Here is a 20,026-nt window from a genome sequence, read left to right on the forward strand (position 1 = left end):
AGTTAGGCTACTTTCTCCAATTCAAAGGCATCATGCAACGCACGAACGGCGAGTTCCATATATTTTCGATCAACCAGAACGGAAACTTTGATTTCCGAGGTGGTGATGACGCGAATATTCACGCCCTCGTTGGCCAAAACCTGAAACATTTGTGCCGCGATGCCTGCATGGCTTCGCATACCCACACCTACCATGGATACTTTGGCGACTTCTTTATCAGTTGCCAATTCAGCGAAATTTAGTTCGCCGTTGGTTTTTAATGCATTCATTGCGTTTTCGGCACGCTCGACCTGATCAACAGGACAAGAGAATGTCATATCTGTACGGCCATCTTCGGAAATGTTTTGAACGATCATATCAACGTTCACCCCAGCATCCGCCAGTGGCCCAAAGATCGCAGCCGCGATGCCTGGACGGTCCGCAACGGACACCAATGTGACCTTTGCTTCGTCTTTGGAATAGGCGATTCCGTGAACTACTTTGCTTTCCATTGTGTCATCCTCCTGAACAACCATTGTGCCGGCTGTCATTGAAATATCGTCTTCGAAACTTGAAAGAACCCGCAGGGGTACTTGGTAACGCATGGCCAATTCGACCGAGCGGGTTTGCAAAACTTTGGCACCTAATGATGCCAGTTCTAACATCTCTTCGTAAGAAATCTTACGGATTTTACGCGCTGTGTCTACGATGCGTGGGTCGGTGGTGTAAATGCCATCCACATCGGTATAGATATCACAACGCTCTGCGCTCAGAGCGGCGGCAAATGCCACGGCGGTGGTGTCTGAACCACCACGCCCCAATGTTGTGATGCGCCCATCTGGGCCAATGCCCTGAAAGCCCGCAACAACAGCAACCTTGTGACCCGATGCAAATGATGCATCAAGGTTATCTGTTGGAATTTCTTCGATCCGCGCCGCCTCGTGTGCATCGGTGGTTTTAAGGGGCACTTGCCAGCCTTGCCAGCTTCGCGCCTTGATCCCCATTTCTTGCAATGTCATGGCCATCAAGCCAGCGGTGATGTTTTCACCCGATGATACAACCGCATCATATTCGGCACGATCATAGATCGGGGATGTTTCACGCACCCAGCCAACCAATTCATTTGTTTTACCAGACATGGCCGATACAATCACGACCACCTCGTGGCCATTTGCCACCTCTTGTGCAACCTTTTTTGCGGCAACTGAAATACGTTCCAGATCCGCAACCGAGGTTCCACCAAATTTCATCACGAGACGAGACATCACATTCTCCTGCGTCTTTGTATTCATTCGGTTTGCTGGTTAGCGAACGCAACCGCAAAGGGCAAGGGGAACTGCAATTTGTACCCAGTAAATAGGCGTAATCTGGGTGACAAGTTTGCCCATTCCCATTATCGAAGTCGAAAGCGACTTTGGTGAAAACATTATGCGGTTTAAACAAAATTTATCACGGCTTCGTATCGAATGGATGACATTTCGAATGCAACTTGGTGACAAGGCAAATGCAGCGACATTGTTTAACAGCGCTGTGGAAACCGCACAGGCCAATATTGCCAATGATCCGAGCGCAGAGACCCATCGCCATTACGGTTCGTTGTTGATCGAGGGATTGCGATTGTGCAACGGATCGGATGAATACGAACGAATGTTGCAGTTGGCGCGTGAACAATTTTCAGATGCGCTCGCGTTATCACAAGGTGATTGCCACGCAATGGCGGGATTAGCGTATTGTGATTTTGAGCTTGCGCAAATGCAGACAGGATCAGCGCGAAAAATATTGTTATCCGCCGCCCAAGACATGTCAATTGCCAGTTTGACAGATGGGAAACAATATCGACAACGCGTGTATTTGCTGTGCTATATCCTCAATGCTTTGGCTTATTACTTGCCGCGACCAATGGCACGCGATTCATTGGAATTGGCTGGGGAATATTTGGCGCAAATCAAACCGCGCTTGTTTGGAAAGGCACGATTTCAACAGATATCGCTCTGGCTGGAATTGCATCGTTTGATGCGTGAACAGTCAACGGATTTTGCCGCATATTCAGCCTGTGCAAAGATTGCCGAAAATCTGGCCGCAGGAATGGTTATGGGTGGCGAGATGAATTCTGAACACAACGCCCGAATTCAAACCCAATGGGTGGTGTGTTTGGTGCACCAAGCGCTGACATGTGATGATGATGAGGCGCGATTGGCGTTTTTAAACAAGGCAGAAATCAAGGCACGCGCTGCCATTCACATGGCCAAAACATCGGGCGAGCATTTGTGCAATCTGGGCGCGGTATTGTCGTTGAAAAACATATTTGCAGGTGCGCGCGCGCAATTTAACGCATTGACCGAATTGAAAAAAATCCTGCCTGAAATCAAGCGATTATGCCCCGATGGGTTGATAAATTATGCGGCATTGCTGTCTGAAACAGGACAGGTTGATGATGCGATGGAACATTTATTATTATGCGCGGATCGCGATACGTTATATCCGCTGGATTTGGTGATCCATGCAAAATCGTTCGCCAATCTACGTGATCATGCCGATTATCCCGCATTCATTGAAACACAGCTGGCACGGCTTGGTCATGAATGGGCAGAGTAGGGTTAATTCGAACGCTTATTACGCCCCCAAGGCAAAGGCACAACAGGTATGCCGTCTTCGATCAATGCCTTGGCGTCATCGATTTTTGCCTCTCCGATGATGGATCGTTCGGGTGCTTCGCCATCATGAATTTTACGCGCTTCTTTGGCGAAATTTCCGCCGACATTTTCGGCCTCTGCCTCGATTTTTTTGCGCATTTCGGCCAACGCTTGTTCGGCAGGTGATGCAGGTTGCGATAACGGCCCTTTGGCGGGGCGTTCACGAGACGTTTGCACACGCGGTGCCATAATCGATTTTTCCACGCCCAATGTGCCACAAACAGAACAAGTCACCATGCCCGCGCCAAACAATTTGTCATAGGCGTTGGCGGATTCAAACCAGCTTTCGAACTGGTGGCCATGTTCACATTTTAACGTGTATTTTATCATGTGTTTGCCTATGGGCGGTTACGTGGAACGGCGGGTGTATCCTGGAAAAACACCAAACGATTGCCAAACGGGTCGGTGATGATCACTTCGCGACAACCCCAATCTTGGTCCATGATACCGGGGCGTGCGTATTTATATTCGGGCAGGGCGGCATGAAATGCATCAATGTCATCGGTTTCGATACGGATCGCGCTGCCAGGGGTGGCATCACCGTGATGCTCGGAAAGATGGATCACACAGTTATCTTTGGCGAGCCCCATATACAATGGCGCATCATCAAAAAAACGATGTTCGAAAAACGGAACAAAACCCAAATAATCAATGTAAAATGCGCGCGCCTTGTCTTCGTCAAACATACGCAAGATTGGAACCGGCGCGCGTAACATTTTTACACCCTAGCGTGAACGGCGATCGCGCCGTGCGGACATCGGTTGGAATGCAACAGCGTTATGTGCCTCGCAATATGGTTTGCCGGTTTCTGTGTTCAAACCGCAAAACCAAAAATCATCCGTAGCAGGATCGCCAACCGGCCATTTGCATGTTTTTTCGGTCAATTCCATCAGGTGCAATTTCTTGGCCTTTTTCACCACTTCGGCAGCTTTGGTTAAGGCCTCTTCGCTGATTTCATTGGTGGATGGTTGTGGCGGCAATGGTTGACCAGCCTTGATGATCGGTTTGCGCGGCGGAATGTTGACCGCATTCATTGGCAACGGTGTTTCGGCCGCAACCTTTGGCGCAGGTTTGTTTGATGATGCCGGTGCGGCCTTTGTCTTGGGCGCGGCTGCTGGTTTTGCCTTGGCCGCGGTGGCTGGTTTTTTTGCAGGTGCTTTGGTCGTGGTTGCACGATTGGACAGACCCAAACGATGCACTTTGCCAATAACCGCATTACGGGTGACACCGCCCAATTCCTTGGCGATTTGGCTGGCGGATTTACCTTCGCCCCACATTTTTTTTAGAACTTCTACACGATCATCTGTCCAAGCCATTTTGGGCCTCCAAGCCTATCAGATCGACAGTGGCGCGGCAGATTGCCAAGGGATCTGAGAAAATTCAACTGTTCTATAATAGCGATTGGGCAAAGGGTTACAAGGCAAAGCCTTGTTTTTATCACCAAAGGTTTACGTTTTCTGATGTAAACCTTCCCGCCATGCCAGCAATAATGCACCGCCAAGGATGAAAACGGCACCAATCACGCTAATCCGATCCAATGCTTGTCCGAATAAAACATAATCATACATCGCCGCATAGGCCAGCGTCGCATATGAAAATGGAGCAACGAAACTGGCGTCTGCGCGTTTCATTGCATTCACAAAACAAGTTTGTGCACAAACCATTAACGCGCCAACACCCGCCAGCGCAATCCATTGAGCACCAGTAGGGGGATGCCAAACAAAACTGGCTGCGATGCCCGCGATCGTTAGGCCAATTGCATTGTTCACCCACAAAATTTGAAGCGATTTTTCGCCATTTGAAATCAGCTTGATCACAATCAATTCCAAGCCAAGCGCCAAGGCCGCGCCAAGGGCTACAAGCCCACCGATTTGGATGCTGGTCGCGCTGGGGCGTAATAATATGACAGCACCGATTATGGCAGTAATCGCAGCAATCCAACGGTATCGCCCGACACGTTCACCCAAAAATGGGATGGCAAATATCATACCAAACACAGGGTTAAGAAAGCTGATCGCCGTGGCATCGGACAATGGGATCATGGATGCGGATGCAAACATCAAGCTGACGCCCAACCAACCACAAGCGGATCGCACAACGTGCAATTTTAAATTGGGGTTGGATATTTTTTCGCGCAATAAAACGAATGCACCAGACAGGATGATAAAGGCGAATAAAAATCGACCAAAGCTAATCTGAAACGGATGCAGCGCGGGGCCGAGCGTGTCTTGGCCCAACATCTTTGCCAAGACCATCGTTCCAGCGATGAAAAGCCCCGCAAAAAGGATCAGGCTTGCAGCCAGCAATGGATTTTGGCGAGGCATGACACGGCCTTTGGCATTGTTAGAAATTCGCCACTAGCGATATAGTATTGCTCACAATCCACAAGCAATAATTGACTCGTCACAGTAATTGCGCCAACAGGGTTTTTTGACGTTTCATCAACAGGAGTAAACGCTGTGATTTCTTCAGTATTGCCGACCTATTCTCGTGCACCTCTTTCGTTTGTAAAAGGCGAAGGTTGCTGGTTGATTGATGAAACGGGCCGACGATTTTTGGATGTGGCTGGTGGCATTGCGGTAAACGTATTGGGCCACGCGCACCCCGCGTTGGTATCTGCGTTGACAGATCAGGCGGGGCAATTGTGGCATACGTCCAATTTGTACAACATTCCAAATCAACAGGCCTTGGCCGATGCGTTGGTTGAACATACCTTTGCCGATACGGTGTTTTTCACCAATTCAGGAACTGAAAGCATGGAATGCGCGGTCAAAATGGCGCGCAAATTTCATTATGAAAACGGCGCGCCTGAGCGCAACGAAATCATTGCATTCAACGGATCATTTCATGGCCGCTCATTGGGTATGATTTCTGCCGCTGGTGCAGAAAAACTGACCAAAGGTTTTGGCCCGTTATTGCCGGGATTCATCCATGTGCCATTTGCCGATCTTGACGCAACCAAGGCTGCGATCAGCGATAAAACAGCCGCGATTTTGATTGAACCTGTTCAGGGCGAGGGCGGTATTGTTCCCGTTCCCGATCAGTTCTTAAAAGCATTGCGCGAGTTGTGCGATCAAAACGGCATCTTGTTAATCTTGGATGAAATTCAATGCGGCATGGGGCGTACTGGTAAATTGTTTGCGCATGAATGGGCGGGTGTGACACCCGATATTATGGCGATTGCCAAAGGTATCGGGGGTGGCTTTCCGCTTGGCGCGTGTTTAGCGACAGAACGTGCGGCCAGTGGCATGGTTGCGGGGACACATGGGTCCACATATGGTGGCAACCCATTGGCCTGTGCCGTGGGCAAGGCGGTGATGAACATTGTTGCCGATGATACGTTTTTAACGGGCGTCGGGGAAAAAGCCGGGCTGTTTCGCCAAAAACTGGAAGGGTTGGTCGCAAACCATCCTGATATTTTTGAAGAGGTACGCGGATCTGGTTTGATGTTGGGCATTAAATGCAAGGTCACAAACATTGATGTGGTGAACGCAGGTTATGATGCGCAAATCCTTACTGTGCCAGGTGGTGATAACGTGATCCGCTTGCTACCACCCTTGAATATTTCAAACGACGAAATCGCGACAGCGGTTGATCGACTGGATCAGGCCGCAACCGCGTTGGAGGCAAAACAATGAACCACTTTTTAGACATCCATAAAACCAGTGCCGATGATTTGCGCGCAATACTGGATCAAGCAAATGCGATGAAATCTGCCCGCGCGGGTTTGCCAAAGGGCACGCCAGATTCCGAAACCCCGCTGGATGGGCGCATGGTTGCGCTGATCTTTGAAAAGCCATCTACGCGCACACGTGTTTCATTTGACATGGGCGTGCGTCAATTGGGTGGACAATCAATGGTTCTGTCTGGTTCAGAAATGCAATTGGGGCATGGTGAAACCATTGCCGATACCGCGCGTGTTTTGTCACGCTATGTCGATATGATCATGATCCGTACCTTTGATGAAAGCATTCTGTTGGAATTGGCGGAATATGCCGATGTGCCGGTGATTAACGGCCTGACCGATCGCACGCATCCTTGTCAGATTATGGCAGATATCATGACCTATGAGGAACATCGCGGTGCGATCAAAGGTAAAAAAGTGGTGTATCTGGGGGATGGCAACAATGTGTGTCACAGCTTGTTGCATGCGGCGGGACAGTTTGAATTTGACGTGACATTCGCAGGCCCTGCACAGTTGGAACCAGAATCCGAAATCATCGGTTTCGCCCGTGGCAAAGGATCTGAAATCGTAATCGAACGCGATGCGAACAAGGCCGTTGCAGGCGCTGATTTGATCGTCACCGATACATGGTTGTCGATGCATGACAAACAATCCGCACGTGAACGCCGCCATAATATGTTGCGCCCGTATCAGGTGAACAAGGCATTGATGGAAACCGCAGGTGAACAAGCGGTATTCATGCATTGCCTGCCAGCGCATCGCGAAGAAGAAGTGACGTCAGAGGTCATGGATGGCCCACAATCCGTTGTGTTTGACGAGGCAGAAAACCGATTGCACGCGCAAAAAGCGGTGATGCGGTTTTGTCTGGGGCTATGATGAACACAGCACTTTTGGTGATCGATGTGCAAATGGCATTTGTGCATCGTGACGTCACGGGAGCGGCGCGTTCGTGTCCAGAGGCAAGCCAAAACATTGGTATGCTGCTGAGCGGCGCGCGTGCAAATGGTTTGCCAGTGATCCATGTGCATCATCATTCGCACGAAGAAAACTCTGCCTTTCGCGCAGAACTGAGCGGTTCAGATGTCCAACCATTTGCGGCCCCCCAAAAGGGTGAAAAGGTTTATGTGAAACATGTAAACAGCAGCTTTATCGGCACAAGTTTGGAATCCGATTTGCGCGATGCGGGCATCAACCGGTTGATCCTTTGTGGGGGTACGGCAAACCATTGCGTTGAAACCACAACGCGTATGGCCGGGAACCTTGGGTTTGATGCGATCTATGTCGGTGATGCGGTTTGGGCCTATGACGCAAATGGAATTGATGGCGCCGTGATCCCCGCAGATACGATTCATGCGGTGAGCATGGCAAATTTAGAAGGTGAATTTGCGCGTGTTATGATGACCAAGGCTGTATTGGAACAGCTTTAACGCACGACGGATTATTTATCGCTTGGGTGATTGATACCATCCATCCAAGGTGGATTTTCAATTTTGGATGGATCAACACCATCAATCGCCCCAACATTCACCCCATATTCATTTGGGTTCGAGCGGCGGCGATGATGGGTGTAATTCCCACAAATCGAACAGAAATAATGTTCTGCGGCATGGGTGTTGAATTGATAAAGCGTGAGCTTGTCCGCACCCTTGATAATTTCCAGCCCATCGGGATAGGCAACAGCCGCGCTTAGCGCGCCACGACGGCGACAAAATGAACACGTACAACGATGGGCGGAATCAATTCCGTGTTTCAGTTCAACGCGCATTTCCACCGCGCCACAATGACAGGTCAGTTTTTGTTTCATTTGCGTCTCCGAACAACAGGAATTGTTGTGCTGCGGGTTTCAAATGTGGGTTTATGGGGTGGGTGATAATCGCTTCGCTGCCAAAATTGTTTGCCCCCGCGTTTTGCCCAGAGCGGGAGTGTGAAGATCACGCCAGCAACAAAACCACCGACATGCGCCCAATAGGCCACGCCACCACCCGCCGCGGTATTGGCCACGCCGCCAAACAGTTGCATCGCCATCCAAACCCCAAGCACAACAAATGCAGGCAAGGTAAAGATGCGAATAAAAACAAAAAGGATAAGCAGAATGTCGACCTTCGCATTGGGAAAGAGCAACAAATACGCCCCCATCACACCCGCAATGGCACCCGATGCACCAACGGTTGGGATGGGTGAATTGGGATCAGACAAAACATGTATCGCATCCGCTGCAAACCCAGCAGCAAGGTAAAACAAAAGGAATGGAATATGCCCCATTGTATCTTCGACATTGTCGCCAAATATCCATAAAAACAGCATGTTACCCGCGATATGCATGAACCCACCATGCAGAAACATCGATGTAAGTGCCGTATGGTATTCAGTGCCAGATGTGATTTCCGCTGGGACCATAGCCCAAGTATCAAAGAAATTCGCAAGCGCGATATCATCACCCAAAATCGGCACATAGAGCATGAACACAATAATGTTCACCGCCATCAACCCCCATGTGACATAGGCGGGATGACGGGATGGATTATGATCGCGAATTGGAAACATGGGCTAATCTAACCATTCTAAGTTGAAATTACCGTTTGGAAAGGTGCCATTGTTCTGACCATGTGCCACCATATAACCAAAGATCGCGGCGACGATCAGGCCAAACAAAATTGCGAATATAATTTTCCACTTTGAAAATGGGCGCTCGCCTTGCACATTTCCTGTGCGTCCATTCACAACAAAACGATAGGTTTTACCCTGATATTTATAGGCCGCCACCCAAACTGGTAGCAGAACATGTTTGAACGTTAATGTTCCCACATCTGTTGAAATATGATCAATCTGTTGGCGATCCCCGCCAATATCAAAACGCACATCGCGTTCGATCATGCGGTTCATGTGTTCCGCCGCCTCGGCATATCCATCCTCAAGCGTTACGGTATACCCTTCGGCGCGAAACCCTGCCAGATATTCGGGGCGATAGGGTTGCATGGATGATAAATCCCAAGGTGCCAATCCATCGGTATATTTTTTCGGAAGACTTTGCGACGCAAGCACCAGAACATCGTCAAAAAATCGCGCGACCCGTCCACGTACATTTTTCCAACGGATTTTGGGAACTTGGCGCGTGCGCATTTGGCGCCGCCCGTTCACCACCACGGAAACGCGGCGGGTTTCGTAATAAACGGTGCCACGCTGGCCCGTGTAATCCGATTGCGTTTGCGCATCATATGTCCAATAGGGCACATAAACCCCCGACATTTTACGCCCCTTTCGCGCATAAGCCTTAAGCCCCGATGGCGCAAACCATAAGCGCCCCAACCAATCTGTCATTTGTTGGCGGGCTTCTTTTTCAGACAGGTGAAAAGGTAACAGGCCGCGCGGTTTGATTTGGCGTTCAACACCGGTGCCGGTCACAATTGGGGTTGCACAAAACGGGCATTCTGCGGCGTGTGTGTCCGCATCAAATTCGTTATGCGCCCCGCAATTGGTGCAAGTAACGGTTTGAATTTCGGCCATGTCAAATTCAGACAGGCCTTCTTTGATTGCGCGGCGAAAATCCAATTCGCGCACGGCTTGTCCGCGAAACCCAGCACTGTGTTCAATCTGTTGTTGATTGCCGCAATGATCACAACTTAACAAATCCGTGCCCGGTTCGAACCGCAGGTCCGAACCACAGCTTTCGCAAGGAAAACGGTGTTCCTCGGTCATGGAAATTTGTTCAAAGGCGGGTGCCTCGGTCATGTTCTGCGATTAACCCTTTGGTGCGGGGGGCGGCATGATGGTGAAAAGCTGTGCCAATTCATCCAGTTCACCTGCGGTTTTCCAACCATCCAAACCAACAGTCCAGACATAGGTGTCACGCTTTAATTTACCCTCTTCGGCCATGCGGCCCAATTCGGCACGTGCATAGGGGCCTTTGGTTTTGCCATTGTCGGCAATGTGCCAGACCTTTTCCACAGGTGGTGGCGGTGGTGGCATATACGCATTGTCAGGGCGTGCGCCCCATGGGCCTTGCTGTGCCATTTGACCTGCCATTGCCATACCCATACCCGCACCCATGCCAGCGGCCAAACCGCCACCATTTCCAGGTGTCGCGGCACCGGTGGTCAGGGCCTCTGCGGTGGAATATTGGGTGAAAGTGCGCAAATCACCCACGATACCCATGGATGTGCGTTTGTCCAACGCCGCTTCTACCGCGTCAGGCAAGGAAATGTTTTCGATGAACAAGTTTGGCAATTCGATCCCATATTCCGCGATTTCAGGTGCGATACGTTGCGCCAAATGTTTGCCCAGCTCTGGCGTATTCGCGGCCATATCAAGCACAGGAATGCCCGAAGTCGCAATCGCGGAGGAAAAACGTGACACAATGATGTTGCGGATTTGATAGCTGATTTCATCGGTGGTGAATTCACCATCCGTGCCCACGATTTCGGTCAAGAAACGCGCAGGATCAGAAACCTTAACCTCATATGTCCCATATGCACGTAAACGCACGGGGCCAAATTCGGCGTCGCGACACATCACAGGGTTTTTTGTACCCCATTTCAGATCGCTAAACCGCGTTGTGTTCACGAAATAGATTTCGGATTTAAATGGGCTTTTGAAACCGTGGTCCCAGTAATTCAATGTGGTCAGGATCGGCATATTGTTGGTTTCCAACATATAAAGCCCTGGTGAAAACACATCGGCAATCTGGCCTTCATGCACGAATACGGCCGCTTGGCCTTCGCGCACGGTCAGTTTGGCACCGTATTTGATTTCATGGCCTTCACGTTCAAACCGCCAAACGATTGTATCGTCGCTATCATCCGTCCAATGGATAACGTCGATCAATTCACCGGTGATAAAATCCAAAATGCCCATGTTTTCGCTCCTTTGATGGTCGAATCGCGCGGCGGTTATGCGACGCCGCGCAAATGTTTAGCTGTCCGTCGATGTCGCAATATTATCGCCAGTGCCTGTTTCCTTGGCTTTGGCAGCGGCCAAAGTTTCTTTCAGCTTGGCTTCCATATCTTGCAATTCGGTTTCGGCGGATGCACGACGTGCTTTGCCCTCATCGGCGATTTTCAAGCTTTCTTCGATCGTGTCGATCAAATATTGGTTCGCCTTTTTGATGCTTTCGATATCGAATACACCGCGTTCCATTTGTTGGCGCACTTCGCGGTTTGCCGCTTGTAGATTTTCCGCATTGCTTTCCAACAATTCGTTGGTCAAATCGGTGGCCTCTTTCACCACTTCTGCGGCTTCGCGTGAACGGTGGATTGTAACGGCCTGTGCCAATTGGGTTTCCCACAATGGAACGGTGTTGACCAAGGTCGAATTGATTTTAGTAACCAGTGATTTGTCGTTTTCCTGAACCAGACGAATGGATGGCAAGGATTGCATTGTCACCTGACGGGTCAATTTCAAATCATGCACACGGCGTTCCAGATCGTCACGCGCTGCACGCAAATCGCGCAATTCTTGCGCTTTGATCACGCCTTGGTCTTTCTTGGCTTTTTCAACCTGTTTTTCTTTGGCAGGGATTGTTTTGGCATCAAGATCGGCGATTTTGGTTTCACCTGCGGCGATGTACAAACCGATTTCGTCGTAAAATGCGAGCGTTTTGCCATATAGTTTATCAAGCGATTTGATATCTTTGAGCAAGATATGTTCGTGATCAAGCAATTCGTCGGTGATGCGGTCAATCTGTCCCTGTACGGTTTCGTATTTCGCCATGAATTTGGCAACGGGTGCTGTGCGCCCGATCAGACGTTCCCACCATGACAATTTGCGATTTGGGTTCAATTCATCAACGGAAAAACCACGAATGGATGTCACCATTGAACGCAGGCTTTCGCCTGCGGGGCCAACATCCTTGTTGCGCACACCTGCCAGCATTTCTTGGCTGATTGCTTGCAATTCTGTTTGCGCGGATGAACCAAATTCGATGATGGATTGCGTATTATCCATGTCGATTTCTTTGACACGCGCATCAATTGCGGCCTGTTCATTTGGTTTCATCTCTTCGATTACAACCAATTCGCCCTTTGGTTCTGGCAAAATAACGGCGGTAACTTCTTCCACTTCTTTAAGGGCAGTTTCTGCCTTTGCTCGGATATCGGACATATGGTTTCTCCTAATCGGTCGGTGTTATGGTTTGGCCTGAAGGCCTTCTTGTTTCAATCGGTCGCGCAGAACCTCGATTTCAACATCAAGGTCTGTGCGGTTATCCAACAGCATGGTTTCACGTTGCGCATCAAAGCTACGTTCAAGATCGCTGAGCAAATCTTTGTAATCTTGGCGCGCGTTTTCATCTTTGGTTTTACTAAAAAAATCGGCAAATTTTACAGTCGCATCACGCGCACCTTTTAAATAGATGCTCATGAATTTTCGCGCCGTTGTCAAATCGCGTGGGTCTTCTTCGACGGTGCGAAACATATCGCGTGCGGCGGATGCCAATGCCTCGACCCGACCCTCGATTTGGCGATCCCCAATGCGTTTGGATGCGGCCAATGTTTCGGCCACCAGTTTTTCCGCCTTTTCCACGGCCTTGGCCACGCGTTGGGCGTCAAATTCATTCACGCCTTCCATGCCTTTTTTGCGCAAGGGATCGATGCCAAAGCTGAACGTATGTGCACCACCTGCGATGGCGGCGAAAATGATCGAGGGCAAAATGCCCTGTTTCCAACCAAAGTAGCTGGCAGCGCCAACACCAAGTGCTGTGAGCACTGATGCGAAAATTTTTCGAGGGATCGCAGGGGGGCGGGCGATTTTACGTGCGTGATAGGCTTGTTCGGCATCTAAACCATCGCGTAACAACCAAGCCGCCAAAATCAAAATCGCAAATGCGCCCAGTTCCGAAAGCATTCCAATTGCATCGCCTGCACGCAATTCGCCGATTGCGGCAAATAACAGGGGCATAGGTGCCAAGAATAAAATCTTGGTGCGAATGTTGGATTGATAGGTTTTGCGCCCGCGAAATTTATTCGTCTGTGCCGTCGGGCTATATTTTCCGCCAAATCGTTGCGCCATTACAGACCACCTGCAAATGCGCCAAAAGACACCGTGACGATCACGGCAACAAGAATAATAAAGTTAAACCATTTCAGGCTGGATGCAGACATTCTTTCCTCAATTCGAGAAAACCCCAAGTACAACCAATATATAAAGGAAAACCGCAGATACTAGTCTGCGGTTTTCATTATTTTTACTTATTTTAGTGTTTGGCGCCTGCCGCACGTTCATGCGCGAGCTTTTTCTGATATCCAGATTGGATAATTTCCACCGCAACCAGAACGATTACAGAGAAATAGAATGTCGTTTTGGACATTGGCAGCAATTCATAGCCAAAGATGCGGATTTGCAAACTATCGTCATGCATCGCATGTGCTGCAGCTGGTCCAACTTCGCCCAACAGAACAACACCAACAATTAGCAGAATAAACAGACCCAAAACTTCGTACATGCGGTTTTTCTTCAAGAACACCGTCACACCATCGGCCAATAACAACATTGCCGCACCAGATGCCAGGATCGCAATCGCGAGCACGGGGAACACATCAGTGATCGCAAGGGCAGATAGGATTGAATCAAAGCTAAAGATCAAGTTCATCATCACGATCAGGGTGATAACCTGCGCCGCTGATTTGCCGCTTTTCTTTTCGACATCGGTTTCAAGATGTTCGATGGTCAACATATGGGTAATTTCCTTGAACGCGGTATACATGATGAACATACCCCCGATTAGGAACACCACCGTGGCAAAGTTTACGCCACCTTCAAGGATGCCGGGCATGTTGAACACATAAAACGGTTCTTTCATCATTTCGATCAGCTGAATCATTGTGAACAGCAACACAACCCGCAACGCAACGGCGATGATAATGCCCCAAAAGCGTACCTTTTTCTGAGATTCCAAAGGTGCACGTTGTGATTCAATTGAAATATACAACAAGTTGTCAAAGCCAAGCACAGCTTGCAAAAAGATCAATACGGCCAAATTGCCGAGGTTTTCGATGGTAAATAAATCTGCCATTTGGGGATTCTCCGCCTAAATTACTCATTTCCATCAGAAATAGGGGCTGTGAATCAGACCTGCAAGCAACTTTTGGCCAATCGACCCGCGCATGCGCGAGCAAGTATTTTGAAAAAATCACTTTTTGGGTTAAGTTACGCTACGTCGCGATGTCTGCTGTGACTTTGTCAAATTTTAGAACCTCACCCCCGAGGGTGCATGGCAGATGCGCGTGTGGCACGGAATTTCGCCGTGCTATCGTTCAAGATTAAGGGACTAATCTAATGGCAAAGGGAAAAGTGAAGTGGTTTAATGCTGCAAAGGGTTATGGTTTTATCCAACCCGAAGACGGCGACAAAGATATTTTTGTTCATGTATCCGCGTTGCAAGAAGCAGGGATTGAATCGCTTCAGGATGATCAACCTATTGAATACGAATTGATTGATGGGCGCGATGGGCGTCAGATGGCGGGCCATCTGAAACCCAGTTAATTAGCGCCGTTTTTTATTTGGTTTTTTATTGCCTGCATCGCTGCGGGGCGAATTTCGTGTGCCGCGCGATTTGTTTGGGCGTGGCTTTAACGTGCGTTTTGGCTTGTCGCTTTCGTCCACTGTATCAAATAAATCGGCACCTTCTGGGCCAAGCTGTTCTTTGAACACGCGGGTTGGAATGCTGCGCACTTCACCCGGTTCCATATCGCCCAATTGAAATGGGCCGTAACTGATACGGATCAGGCGGTTCACCTTCATGCCAACATGTTCCATGGCGCGGCGTACCTCGCGGTATTTACCTTCGCGAAGCCCAACGGTGAGCCACGCATTCGCCCCTTGTTGGCGATCAAGGATCACTTCCATTGGTGCGAAAACCTCGCGATCAATCACAACACCTTGGCGTAATGGTTCGAACGTTTCATCAGTGGGGCGACCATTCACACGCACGCGGTATCGGCGCAACCAACCCGTGGCGGGCAATTCCAATTTGCGTTTGATACCACCATCATTGGTTAACAATAACAATCCTTCGGAATTGATATCCAAACGCCCCACGCTCATGGTGCGCGGCATATCTTCGGGCAGATCATCAAAAATGGTTTTGCGCCCTTTTTCATCACGTTCTGTGCTGACCAAACCAAGCGGCTTGTAATAGCGCCAAAACCGCGGGGGCTGTTTTGTTGGGGCGGGTTTGTTGTCGACAATGATATTATCGGCATCTGTTACCTTGACCGCAGGTGTTTTCAACACCTCGCCATTTAGCGTGATACGACCCGCTTCAATCATACGTTCGATTTCGCGGCGCGATGCAACGCCCGCGCGGGCAAGGAATTTGGCAATACGTTCTGGTTCTTGGCTCATATGCCCCCTATGCGCCAAACGCTTGGGTCTTGCAAGTTATGTTCGTTTTGGCGCAAGACAATTCTATGACACAATTTAACAGCTTTATGGATATCGCACTGGAACAGGCCGCCGCCGCGGCCGATCGTGGCGAAGTGCCCGTTGGCGCGGTGATCGTGCGAAATGGAGATGTGATCGCATCGGCTGGGAATCGGACGCGTGAATTGAATGATCCCACAGCACATGCAGAAATCTTGGCCATTCGCGCAGCCTGTGATGTATTGGGCGCGGAACGGTTAACCAATGCTGACCTATACGTCACGCTGGAGCCATGCCCGATGTGTGCCGCCGCCATTTCAAACGCACGCCTTGCACGCCTTTATTATGGGGCAAGTGACCCAAAATCGGGTGGGGTGGAACAGGGGCCGCGCATTTTCCAGCACGCCCAATGCCACCACGCACCAGAGGTTTACGATGGGATAAACGCCAAGCCGGCAGAGCGTTTGCTAACAGATTTTTTTGCAAAACTGCGTGAATAGCGGGCAGGGTGCATTGTCGCCTTGCGAAACTGTGCCTTGCCCGATAAATATCGCCCAAACAGATGACCATCGGATGGAACAGCACATGTCGATCGACAAAGAAACAGCACGCCGCGCAGCATATTTGGCGCGGATCGAAGTAAAAGACGAAGATTTAGATGCCTTGGCAGGGGAACTGTCAGGCATTTTGGATTTTATGGAACAGCTGTCCGAGGTTGATGTCGAAGGTGTGGAACCATTGACATCTGTCACCCCAATGAACCTGCCAATGCGCAAGGACGAGGTGACAGATGGTTATCAACAAGACAAGATTTTGGCCAATGCGCCTGATGCGCGCGAAGGTTTCTTTGCTGTGCCAAAAGTGGTGGAATAGATTATGAGCGAATTATCAAAACTAACCATATCGGGTGCACGCGAAAAACTCCGCGCCAAAGAAATTACCGCTGTTGAATTAACGCAAAGCTGTCTGGATGCGGCGGCGGGTGCGGATGCGTTGAACGCATATTGTGCACACACACCTGACATCGCCATCGAACAGGCCAAGGCGGCGGATGCGCGTATCGGCGCGGGCGATGCGCCTGATATGTGTGGTATTCCACTTGGTATCAAAGATTTGTTTTGCACCAAAGGTGTGAAATCTCAAGCGGCATCAAATATCCTTGACGGTTTTAAACCCGAATATGAAAGCACGATCACCACCAAGCTGTGGGATTCTGGTGCGGTTATGTTGGGCAAATTGAACATGGATGAATTCGCGATGGGTTCATCGAATGAAACATCTGCCTATGGCCCTGCGATCAATCCATGGCGTCGTGAAGGTTCGGATACAAAATTGACACCGGGTGGTTCATCTGGTGGGTCTGCGGCGGCTGTTGCTGCGGATTTGTGTTTGGCGGCAACGGGTACGGATACCGGTGGCTCCATTCGCCAACCTGCGGCATTTGTTGGGATCACAGGTGTGAAACCCACCTATGGTCGTTGTTCACGTTGGGGCGTGATCGCATTTGCGTCATCGCTGGATCAAGCGGGTCCCATGACGAAAGATGTGCGTGATGCTGCGATCATGTTGGAAACAATGGCAGGGTATGATGCCAAAGATTCCACATCTGCAAACCTGCCTGTGCCAAATTTTGAATCGATGCTGACGGGTGATATCAAAGGCAAGAAAATCGGTATTCCAAATGAATATCGCATTGATGGCATGCCCGCCGAAATTGAAAAGCTGTGGGCAGATGGTGCGGATATGTTGCGCGATGCGGGTGCTGAAATCGTCGATGTTTCACTGCCCCATACCAAATACGCATTGCCTGCATATTATGTTCTGGCACCAGCCGAAGCATCATCAAACCTCGCCCGTTATGATGGCGTGCGCTATGGCAAACGCGCCACGTTGCAATCTGGCGAAGGTATCAATGAAATGTACGAACGCACCCGCGCCGAAGGTTTCGGTGACGAGGTGAAACGCCGTGTGATGATTGGCGCATATGTATTATCCGCAGGATTTTACGATGCCTATTATCGCCGTGCACAGCGTGTACGCACGTTGATCAAGAAAGATTTCGACGATGTATATGCAACGGGTGTGGATGCGATTTTAACACCTGCAACACCGTCTGCTGCGTTTGGCATTGGTGAAATGAAAAACGAAGACCCAATTAAAATGTATCTTAACGATGTGTTTACCGTGACGGTTAACATGGCTGGTTTGCCAGGTGTGTCGGTTCCAACGGGTACGGATGCCAATGGATTGCCATTGGGGCTACAGTTGATTGGACGTCCTTGGGAAGAGGGTGATATGCTAAATATCGCTTATCGCTTGGAACAATCCGCAGGTTTTGTTTCCAAACCAAATAAATGGTGGTAAGTTTTTGTTAAGGGCATAGAATGCCTAAAAATTGTAAGAGGCAAATATGCGTTTAATTTTGGGTATGACGATTACTGCGGGTTTGTTGGCGGCGTGTTCACCACCACCGCCAACACCAGATGATTATTTTGAATCTGTAACACCGCAATCGCCCGCGCTATCCATCGAAGAACAGCGTTTGCAACGCGCCGAACAGGCGCAAGCACAGCGTGAATTGGCGGCTGAAAACACATTGGCGACCACACCAAGCAATGACGCGTCCGTTGATAATCTGTTGGAACAGGCCGAAAATGAGTTGAACGCAACGGATACCCCCGCGCCTGCACCTCTGCCAGAAACAGATCGTTCCACGATTTCCAATTCCCAAGATTTCGAGGCGGTGACACAACGTGAAACCATCGAAACCGATGCGGCGAAATTGGAAGAGTTGAAACGCACCTATACCGTGTTTGACGCCAAAGAATTGCCGCAAAAACAAGGTGGCACAGATTTGGCCAGCTACGCCCAAGCCAACAAAGACCGCACCGTGGGACGTTCGCGCTATCGTCGGAACAAAAAAGATTACACCGCAAATAATTGCAACAATTATGCGGATCGCGATTTGGCGCAGGTGACATTCTTGTTGCAAGGTGGCCCACGCAAGGATCCATTGAAATTGGATGCTGATGGTGATGGTTTCGCCTGTTCATGGACACCATACGGTTATTTCAATTCACGTAGCGCATCCGCGCAATAAGCGTTGAATGGTGGATATTCACCACGTAAAATCAGAAAATTGTGGCCCGCGCAAACACGGGCTGTCACCTGACATGGTAGTGCTGCATTACACCGCGATGGAAACCGCAGAGGCCGCCATTGAACGGTTGTGCGATCCATCTGTCGAAGTATCAGCACATTATGTTGTCGCAGAAGATGGCGCGATCACCCAATTGGTTGATGAAACCATGCGAGCTTGGCATGCGGGCGCTGGGCAATGGGGCAATGTGGTCGATGTCAATTCCCACAGTATTGGCATAGAAATCGCCAACAAAGGCCCAGAAAGCGATGCGCCCGATTTTCCTGAAACACAAATGATTGCACTGCAAGGATTGCTTGCGGATATTCTTGATCGCAACAATATCCCCGCGGCACGTGTGATTGGCCATTCGGATATGGCGTCAGGGCGCAAATTTGATCCAGGTCCCAATTTTGATTGGCAACGCCTTGCTCACAAGGGGTTATCCATTTGGCCAAGCCCCGATTTTTTGGCCGTGCCAGATTGGGATCGGTTCAGCATGGCCGCGACAACCTTTGGTTATCGCGCACCCAGCGATGATTTGTCCGCATGGCAAACCGTGCTGGATGCATTTCGTTTGCGGTTTAACCCATCCGCGGTTGGAAAACTGACAGGCGCAGATGTTGCAATCATCGAAACACTGGCACGCGATTACCCTTGCGCGGATGTTGACCTTGGGCAAACTTGTGCTTAATGCGCAATTGCGGATGGCTGGATGGCTGCACGTTTACGTGAGGAAAGTCCGGACACCACAAGGCAACGGCGGCGGGTAACGCCCGCCTGGGGTAACCCAAGGGAAAGCGCCACAGAGAAAAGACAGCCCGCGTTTACGCAGGTCAAGGTGAAACGGTGGAGTAAGAGCCCACCGCGGTGGTGGTAACATCACTGGCAAGGCAAGCCCCGCCGGGTGCAAAACCAAATAGGGATCGCGTGGCCGCGTGCGGTCGGGGTTGCTTTGGCCCCAGCAGATCCGGGTTGGTTGCAAGAGCCTGTTGGCAACAGCAGGCCCAGATGAATGGTCATCAACGGGCGCAAGCCCTGAACAAAATCCGGCTTATAGGCCATCCGCAAAATAACTTTGATCAACCCTAGATTTATCAAAAATAGCTGGCTAGGCTGATCAGGTGTCGTGATATTGATACATTCGCCGCATAGTCAATTTGAACCATAGATTTC

At 49.9% G+C, this 20,026-nt stretch carries 23 protein-coding genes and 1 other RNA gene; 11 read left to right on the forward strand and 13 right to left on the reverse strand.

Annotation, left to right across the window (positions count from 1 at the left end):
* Positions 1 to 2: 2 nt before the first annotated feature.
* A complete protein-coding gene (locus BFP76_RS07100) occupies positions 3 to 1,244 on the reverse strand; it encodes an aspartate kinase (protein ID WP_099592464.1) in 1,242 nt (413 codons plus the stop codon).
* A 115-nt stretch (positions 1,245 to 1,359) separates the two neighbouring features.
* Between BFP76_RS07100 and BFP76_RS07105 the strand changes: the two genes are divergently transcribed.
* Entirely contained in the window at positions 1,360 to 2,574 is a 1,215-nt protein-coding gene (locus BFP76_RS07105; RefSeq protein WP_133117405.1) for a hypothetical protein, read from the forward strand.
* A gap of 2 nt (positions 2,575 to 2,576) precedes the next feature.
* Here the strand turns inward: BFP76_RS07105 and BFP76_RS07110 are convergent, their stop codons facing one another.
* From BFP76_RS07110 to BFP76_RS07125, 4 genes are all read right to left on the reverse strand, one after another.
* A complete protein-coding gene (locus BFP76_RS07110) occupies positions 2,577 to 3,002 on the reverse strand; it encodes a DUF1178 family protein (RefSeq protein WP_099592466.1) in 426 nt (141 codons plus the stop codon).
* 8 nt (positions 3,003 to 3,010) lie between these two features.
* Positions 3,011 to 3,388 carry a glyoxalase superfamily protein gene (locus BFP76_RS07115; RefSeq protein ID WP_099592467.1) on the reverse strand — a complete coding sequence of 126 codons (378 nt, stop codon included), beginning with the start codon at positions 3,386 to 3,388 and terminating at the stop codon, positions 3,011 to 3,013.
* A gap of 9 nt (positions 3,389 to 3,397) precedes the next feature.
* Complete coding sequence (locus BFP76_RS07120; RefSeq protein WP_099592468.1) at positions 3,398 to 3,988, reverse strand: GcrA family cell cycle regulator; 591 nt, start codon at positions 3,986 to 3,988, stop codon at positions 3,398 to 3,400.
* 132 nt (positions 3,989 to 4,120) lie between these two features.
* On the reverse strand, positions 4,121 to 4,996 hold the full coding sequence (locus BFP76_RS07125; RefSeq protein ID WP_099592469.1) for a DMT family transporter: 876 nt from the start codon (positions 4,994 to 4,996) through the stop codon (positions 4,121 to 4,123).
* A 135-nt stretch (positions 4,997 to 5,131) separates the two neighbouring features.
* Here BFP76_RS07125 and BFP76_RS07130 point away from each other — a divergent pair, with 135 nt between their 5' ends.
* Genes BFP76_RS07130 through BFP76_RS07140 form a run of 3 tightly spaced genes read left to right on the forward strand, consistent with a single transcriptional unit; the run spans position 5,132 to position 7,784 of the window.
* Complete coding sequence (locus tag BFP76_RS07130) at positions 5,132 to 6,310, forward strand: aspartate aminotransferase family protein (protein ID WP_099592470.1); 1,179 nt, start codon at positions 5,132 to 5,134, stop codon at positions 6,308 to 6,310.
* Positions 6,307 to 7,233 carry an ornithine carbamoyltransferase gene (gene argF / locus BFP76_RS07135; protein ID WP_099592471.1) on the forward strand — a complete coding sequence of 309 codons (927 nt, stop codon included), beginning with the start codon at positions 6,307 to 6,309 and terminating at the stop codon, positions 7,231 to 7,233. The genes BFP76_RS07130 and argF overlap by 4 nt, the downstream gene beginning before the upstream one ends.
* Positions 7,233 to 7,784 (forward strand): cysteine hydrolase family protein, encoded by a 552-nt coding sequence (locus BFP76_RS07140; protein WP_205661390.1) that lies wholly within the window; start codon positions 7,233 to 7,235, stop codon positions 7,782 to 7,784. Before argF ends, BFP76_RS07140 begins: the two co-directional genes overlap by 1 nt.
* An 11-nt stretch (positions 7,785 to 7,795) precedes the next feature.
* On the opposite strand, the gene BFP76_RS07145 is transcribed toward BFP76_RS07140, so the two are convergent.
* The 7 genes from BFP76_RS07145 to BFP76_RS07175 form a co-directional block, all read right to left on the reverse strand.
* Positions 7,796 to 8,161 (reverse strand): GFA family protein, encoded by a 366-nt coding sequence (locus BFP76_RS07145; RefSeq protein WP_099592473.1) that lies wholly within the window; start codon positions 8,159 to 8,161, stop codon positions 7,796 to 7,798.
* Positions 8,158 to 8,901: a rhomboid family intramembrane serine protease gene (locus BFP76_RS07150; protein WP_099592474.1), complete on the reverse strand. Its 744-nt coding sequence runs from the start codon at positions 8,899 to 8,901 to the stop codon at positions 8,158 to 8,160. The genes BFP76_RS07145 and BFP76_RS07150 overlap by 4 nt, the downstream gene beginning before the upstream one ends.
* Positions 8,902 to 8,904: 3 nt before the next feature.
* Complete coding sequence (locus BFP76_RS07155) at positions 8,905 to 10,086, reverse strand: TFIIB-type zinc ribbon-containing protein (protein WP_099592475.1); 1,182 nt, start codon at positions 10,084 to 10,086, stop codon at positions 8,905 to 8,907.
* 9 nt (positions 10,087 to 10,095) lie between these two features.
* Complete coding sequence (locus tag BFP76_RS07160; RefSeq protein ID WP_099592476.1) at positions 10,096 to 11,208, reverse strand: SPFH domain-containing protein; 1,113 nt, start codon at positions 11,206 to 11,208, stop codon at positions 10,096 to 10,098.
* A gap of 57 nt (positions 11,209 to 11,265) precedes the next feature.
* Entirely contained in the window at positions 11,266 to 12,453 is a 1,188-nt protein-coding gene (locus tag BFP76_RS07165) for a toxic anion resistance protein (protein ID WP_099592477.1), read from the reverse strand.
* A 24-nt stretch (positions 12,454 to 12,477) separates the two neighbouring features.
* Positions 12,478 to 13,359: a 5-bromo-4-chloroindolyl phosphate hydrolysis family protein gene (locus tag BFP76_RS07170; RefSeq protein WP_099592478.1), complete on the reverse strand. Its 882-nt coding sequence runs from the start codon at positions 13,357 to 13,359 to the stop codon at positions 12,478 to 12,480.
* 184 nt (positions 13,360 to 13,543) lie between these two features.
* On the reverse strand, positions 13,544 to 14,362 hold the full coding sequence (locus BFP76_RS07175) for a TerC family protein (RefSeq protein WP_099592479.1): 819 nt from the start codon (positions 14,360 to 14,362) through the stop codon (positions 13,544 to 13,546).
* 263 nt (positions 14,363 to 14,625) lie between these two features.
* Here BFP76_RS07175 and BFP76_RS07180 point away from each other — a divergent pair, with 263 nt between their 5' ends.
* On the forward strand, positions 14,626 to 14,832 hold the full coding sequence (locus tag BFP76_RS07180; RefSeq protein WP_099592480.1) for a cold-shock protein: 207 nt from the start codon (positions 14,626 to 14,628) through the stop codon (positions 14,830 to 14,832).
* Here the strand turns inward: BFP76_RS07180 and BFP76_RS07185 are convergent, their stop codons facing one another.
* Positions 14,833 to 15,693, reverse strand: a complete 861-nt coding sequence (locus BFP76_RS07185; protein ID WP_099592481.1) for a pseudouridine synthase — start codon at positions 15,691 to 15,693, stop codon at positions 14,833 to 14,835.
* A gap of 65 nt (positions 15,694 to 15,758) precedes the next feature.
* Here BFP76_RS07185 and BFP76_RS07190 point away from each other — a divergent pair, with 65 nt between their 5' ends.
* From BFP76_RS07190 to rnpB, 6 genes are all read left to right on the forward strand, one after another.
* Positions 15,759 to 16,211 (forward strand): nucleoside deaminase, encoded by a 453-nt coding sequence (locus BFP76_RS07190; protein ID WP_099593973.1) that lies wholly within the window; start codon positions 15,759 to 15,761, stop codon positions 16,209 to 16,211.
* A gap of 85 nt (positions 16,212 to 16,296) precedes the next feature.
* A complete protein-coding gene (gatC, locus tag BFP76_RS07195) occupies positions 16,297 to 16,584 on the forward strand; it encodes an Asp-tRNA(Asn)/Glu-tRNA(Gln) amidotransferase subunit GatC (protein ID WP_099593975.1) in 288 nt (95 codons plus the stop codon).
* 3 nt (positions 16,585 to 16,587) lie between these two features.
* Positions 16,588 to 18,075, forward strand: a complete 1,488-nt coding sequence (gatA, locus tag BFP76_RS07200; protein ID WP_099592482.1) for an Asp-tRNA(Asn)/Glu-tRNA(Gln) amidotransferase subunit GatA — start codon at positions 16,588 to 16,590, stop codon at positions 18,073 to 18,075.
* Positions 18,076 to 18,121: 46 nt separating this feature from the next.
* Positions 18,122 to 18,811 (forward strand): hypothetical protein, encoded by a 690-nt coding sequence (locus BFP76_RS07205; protein WP_099592483.1) that lies wholly within the window; start codon positions 18,122 to 18,124, stop codon positions 18,809 to 18,811.
* Positions 18,812 to 18,818: 7 nt separating this feature from the next.
* Positions 18,819 to 19,544, forward strand: coding sequence for an N-acetylmuramoyl-L-alanine amidase (locus tag BFP76_RS07210; protein ID WP_240514000.1), 726 nt, complete (start codon positions 18,819 to 18,821; stop codon positions 19,542 to 19,544).
* A gap of 9 nt (positions 19,545 to 19,553) precedes the next feature.
* An RNA gene (gene rnpB / locus BFP76_RS07215) (RNase P RNA component class A) lies at positions 19,554 to 19,923 on the forward strand.
* The last annotated feature ends 103 nt before the right edge of the window (positions 19,924 to 20,026 follow it).

Origin of the sequence: Paramylibacter kogurei (assembly GCF_002742285.1) — a bacterium.
Lineage (GTDB): Bacteria > Pseudomonadota > Alphaproteobacteria > Rhodobacterales > Rhodobacteraceae > Amylibacter > Amylibacter kogurei.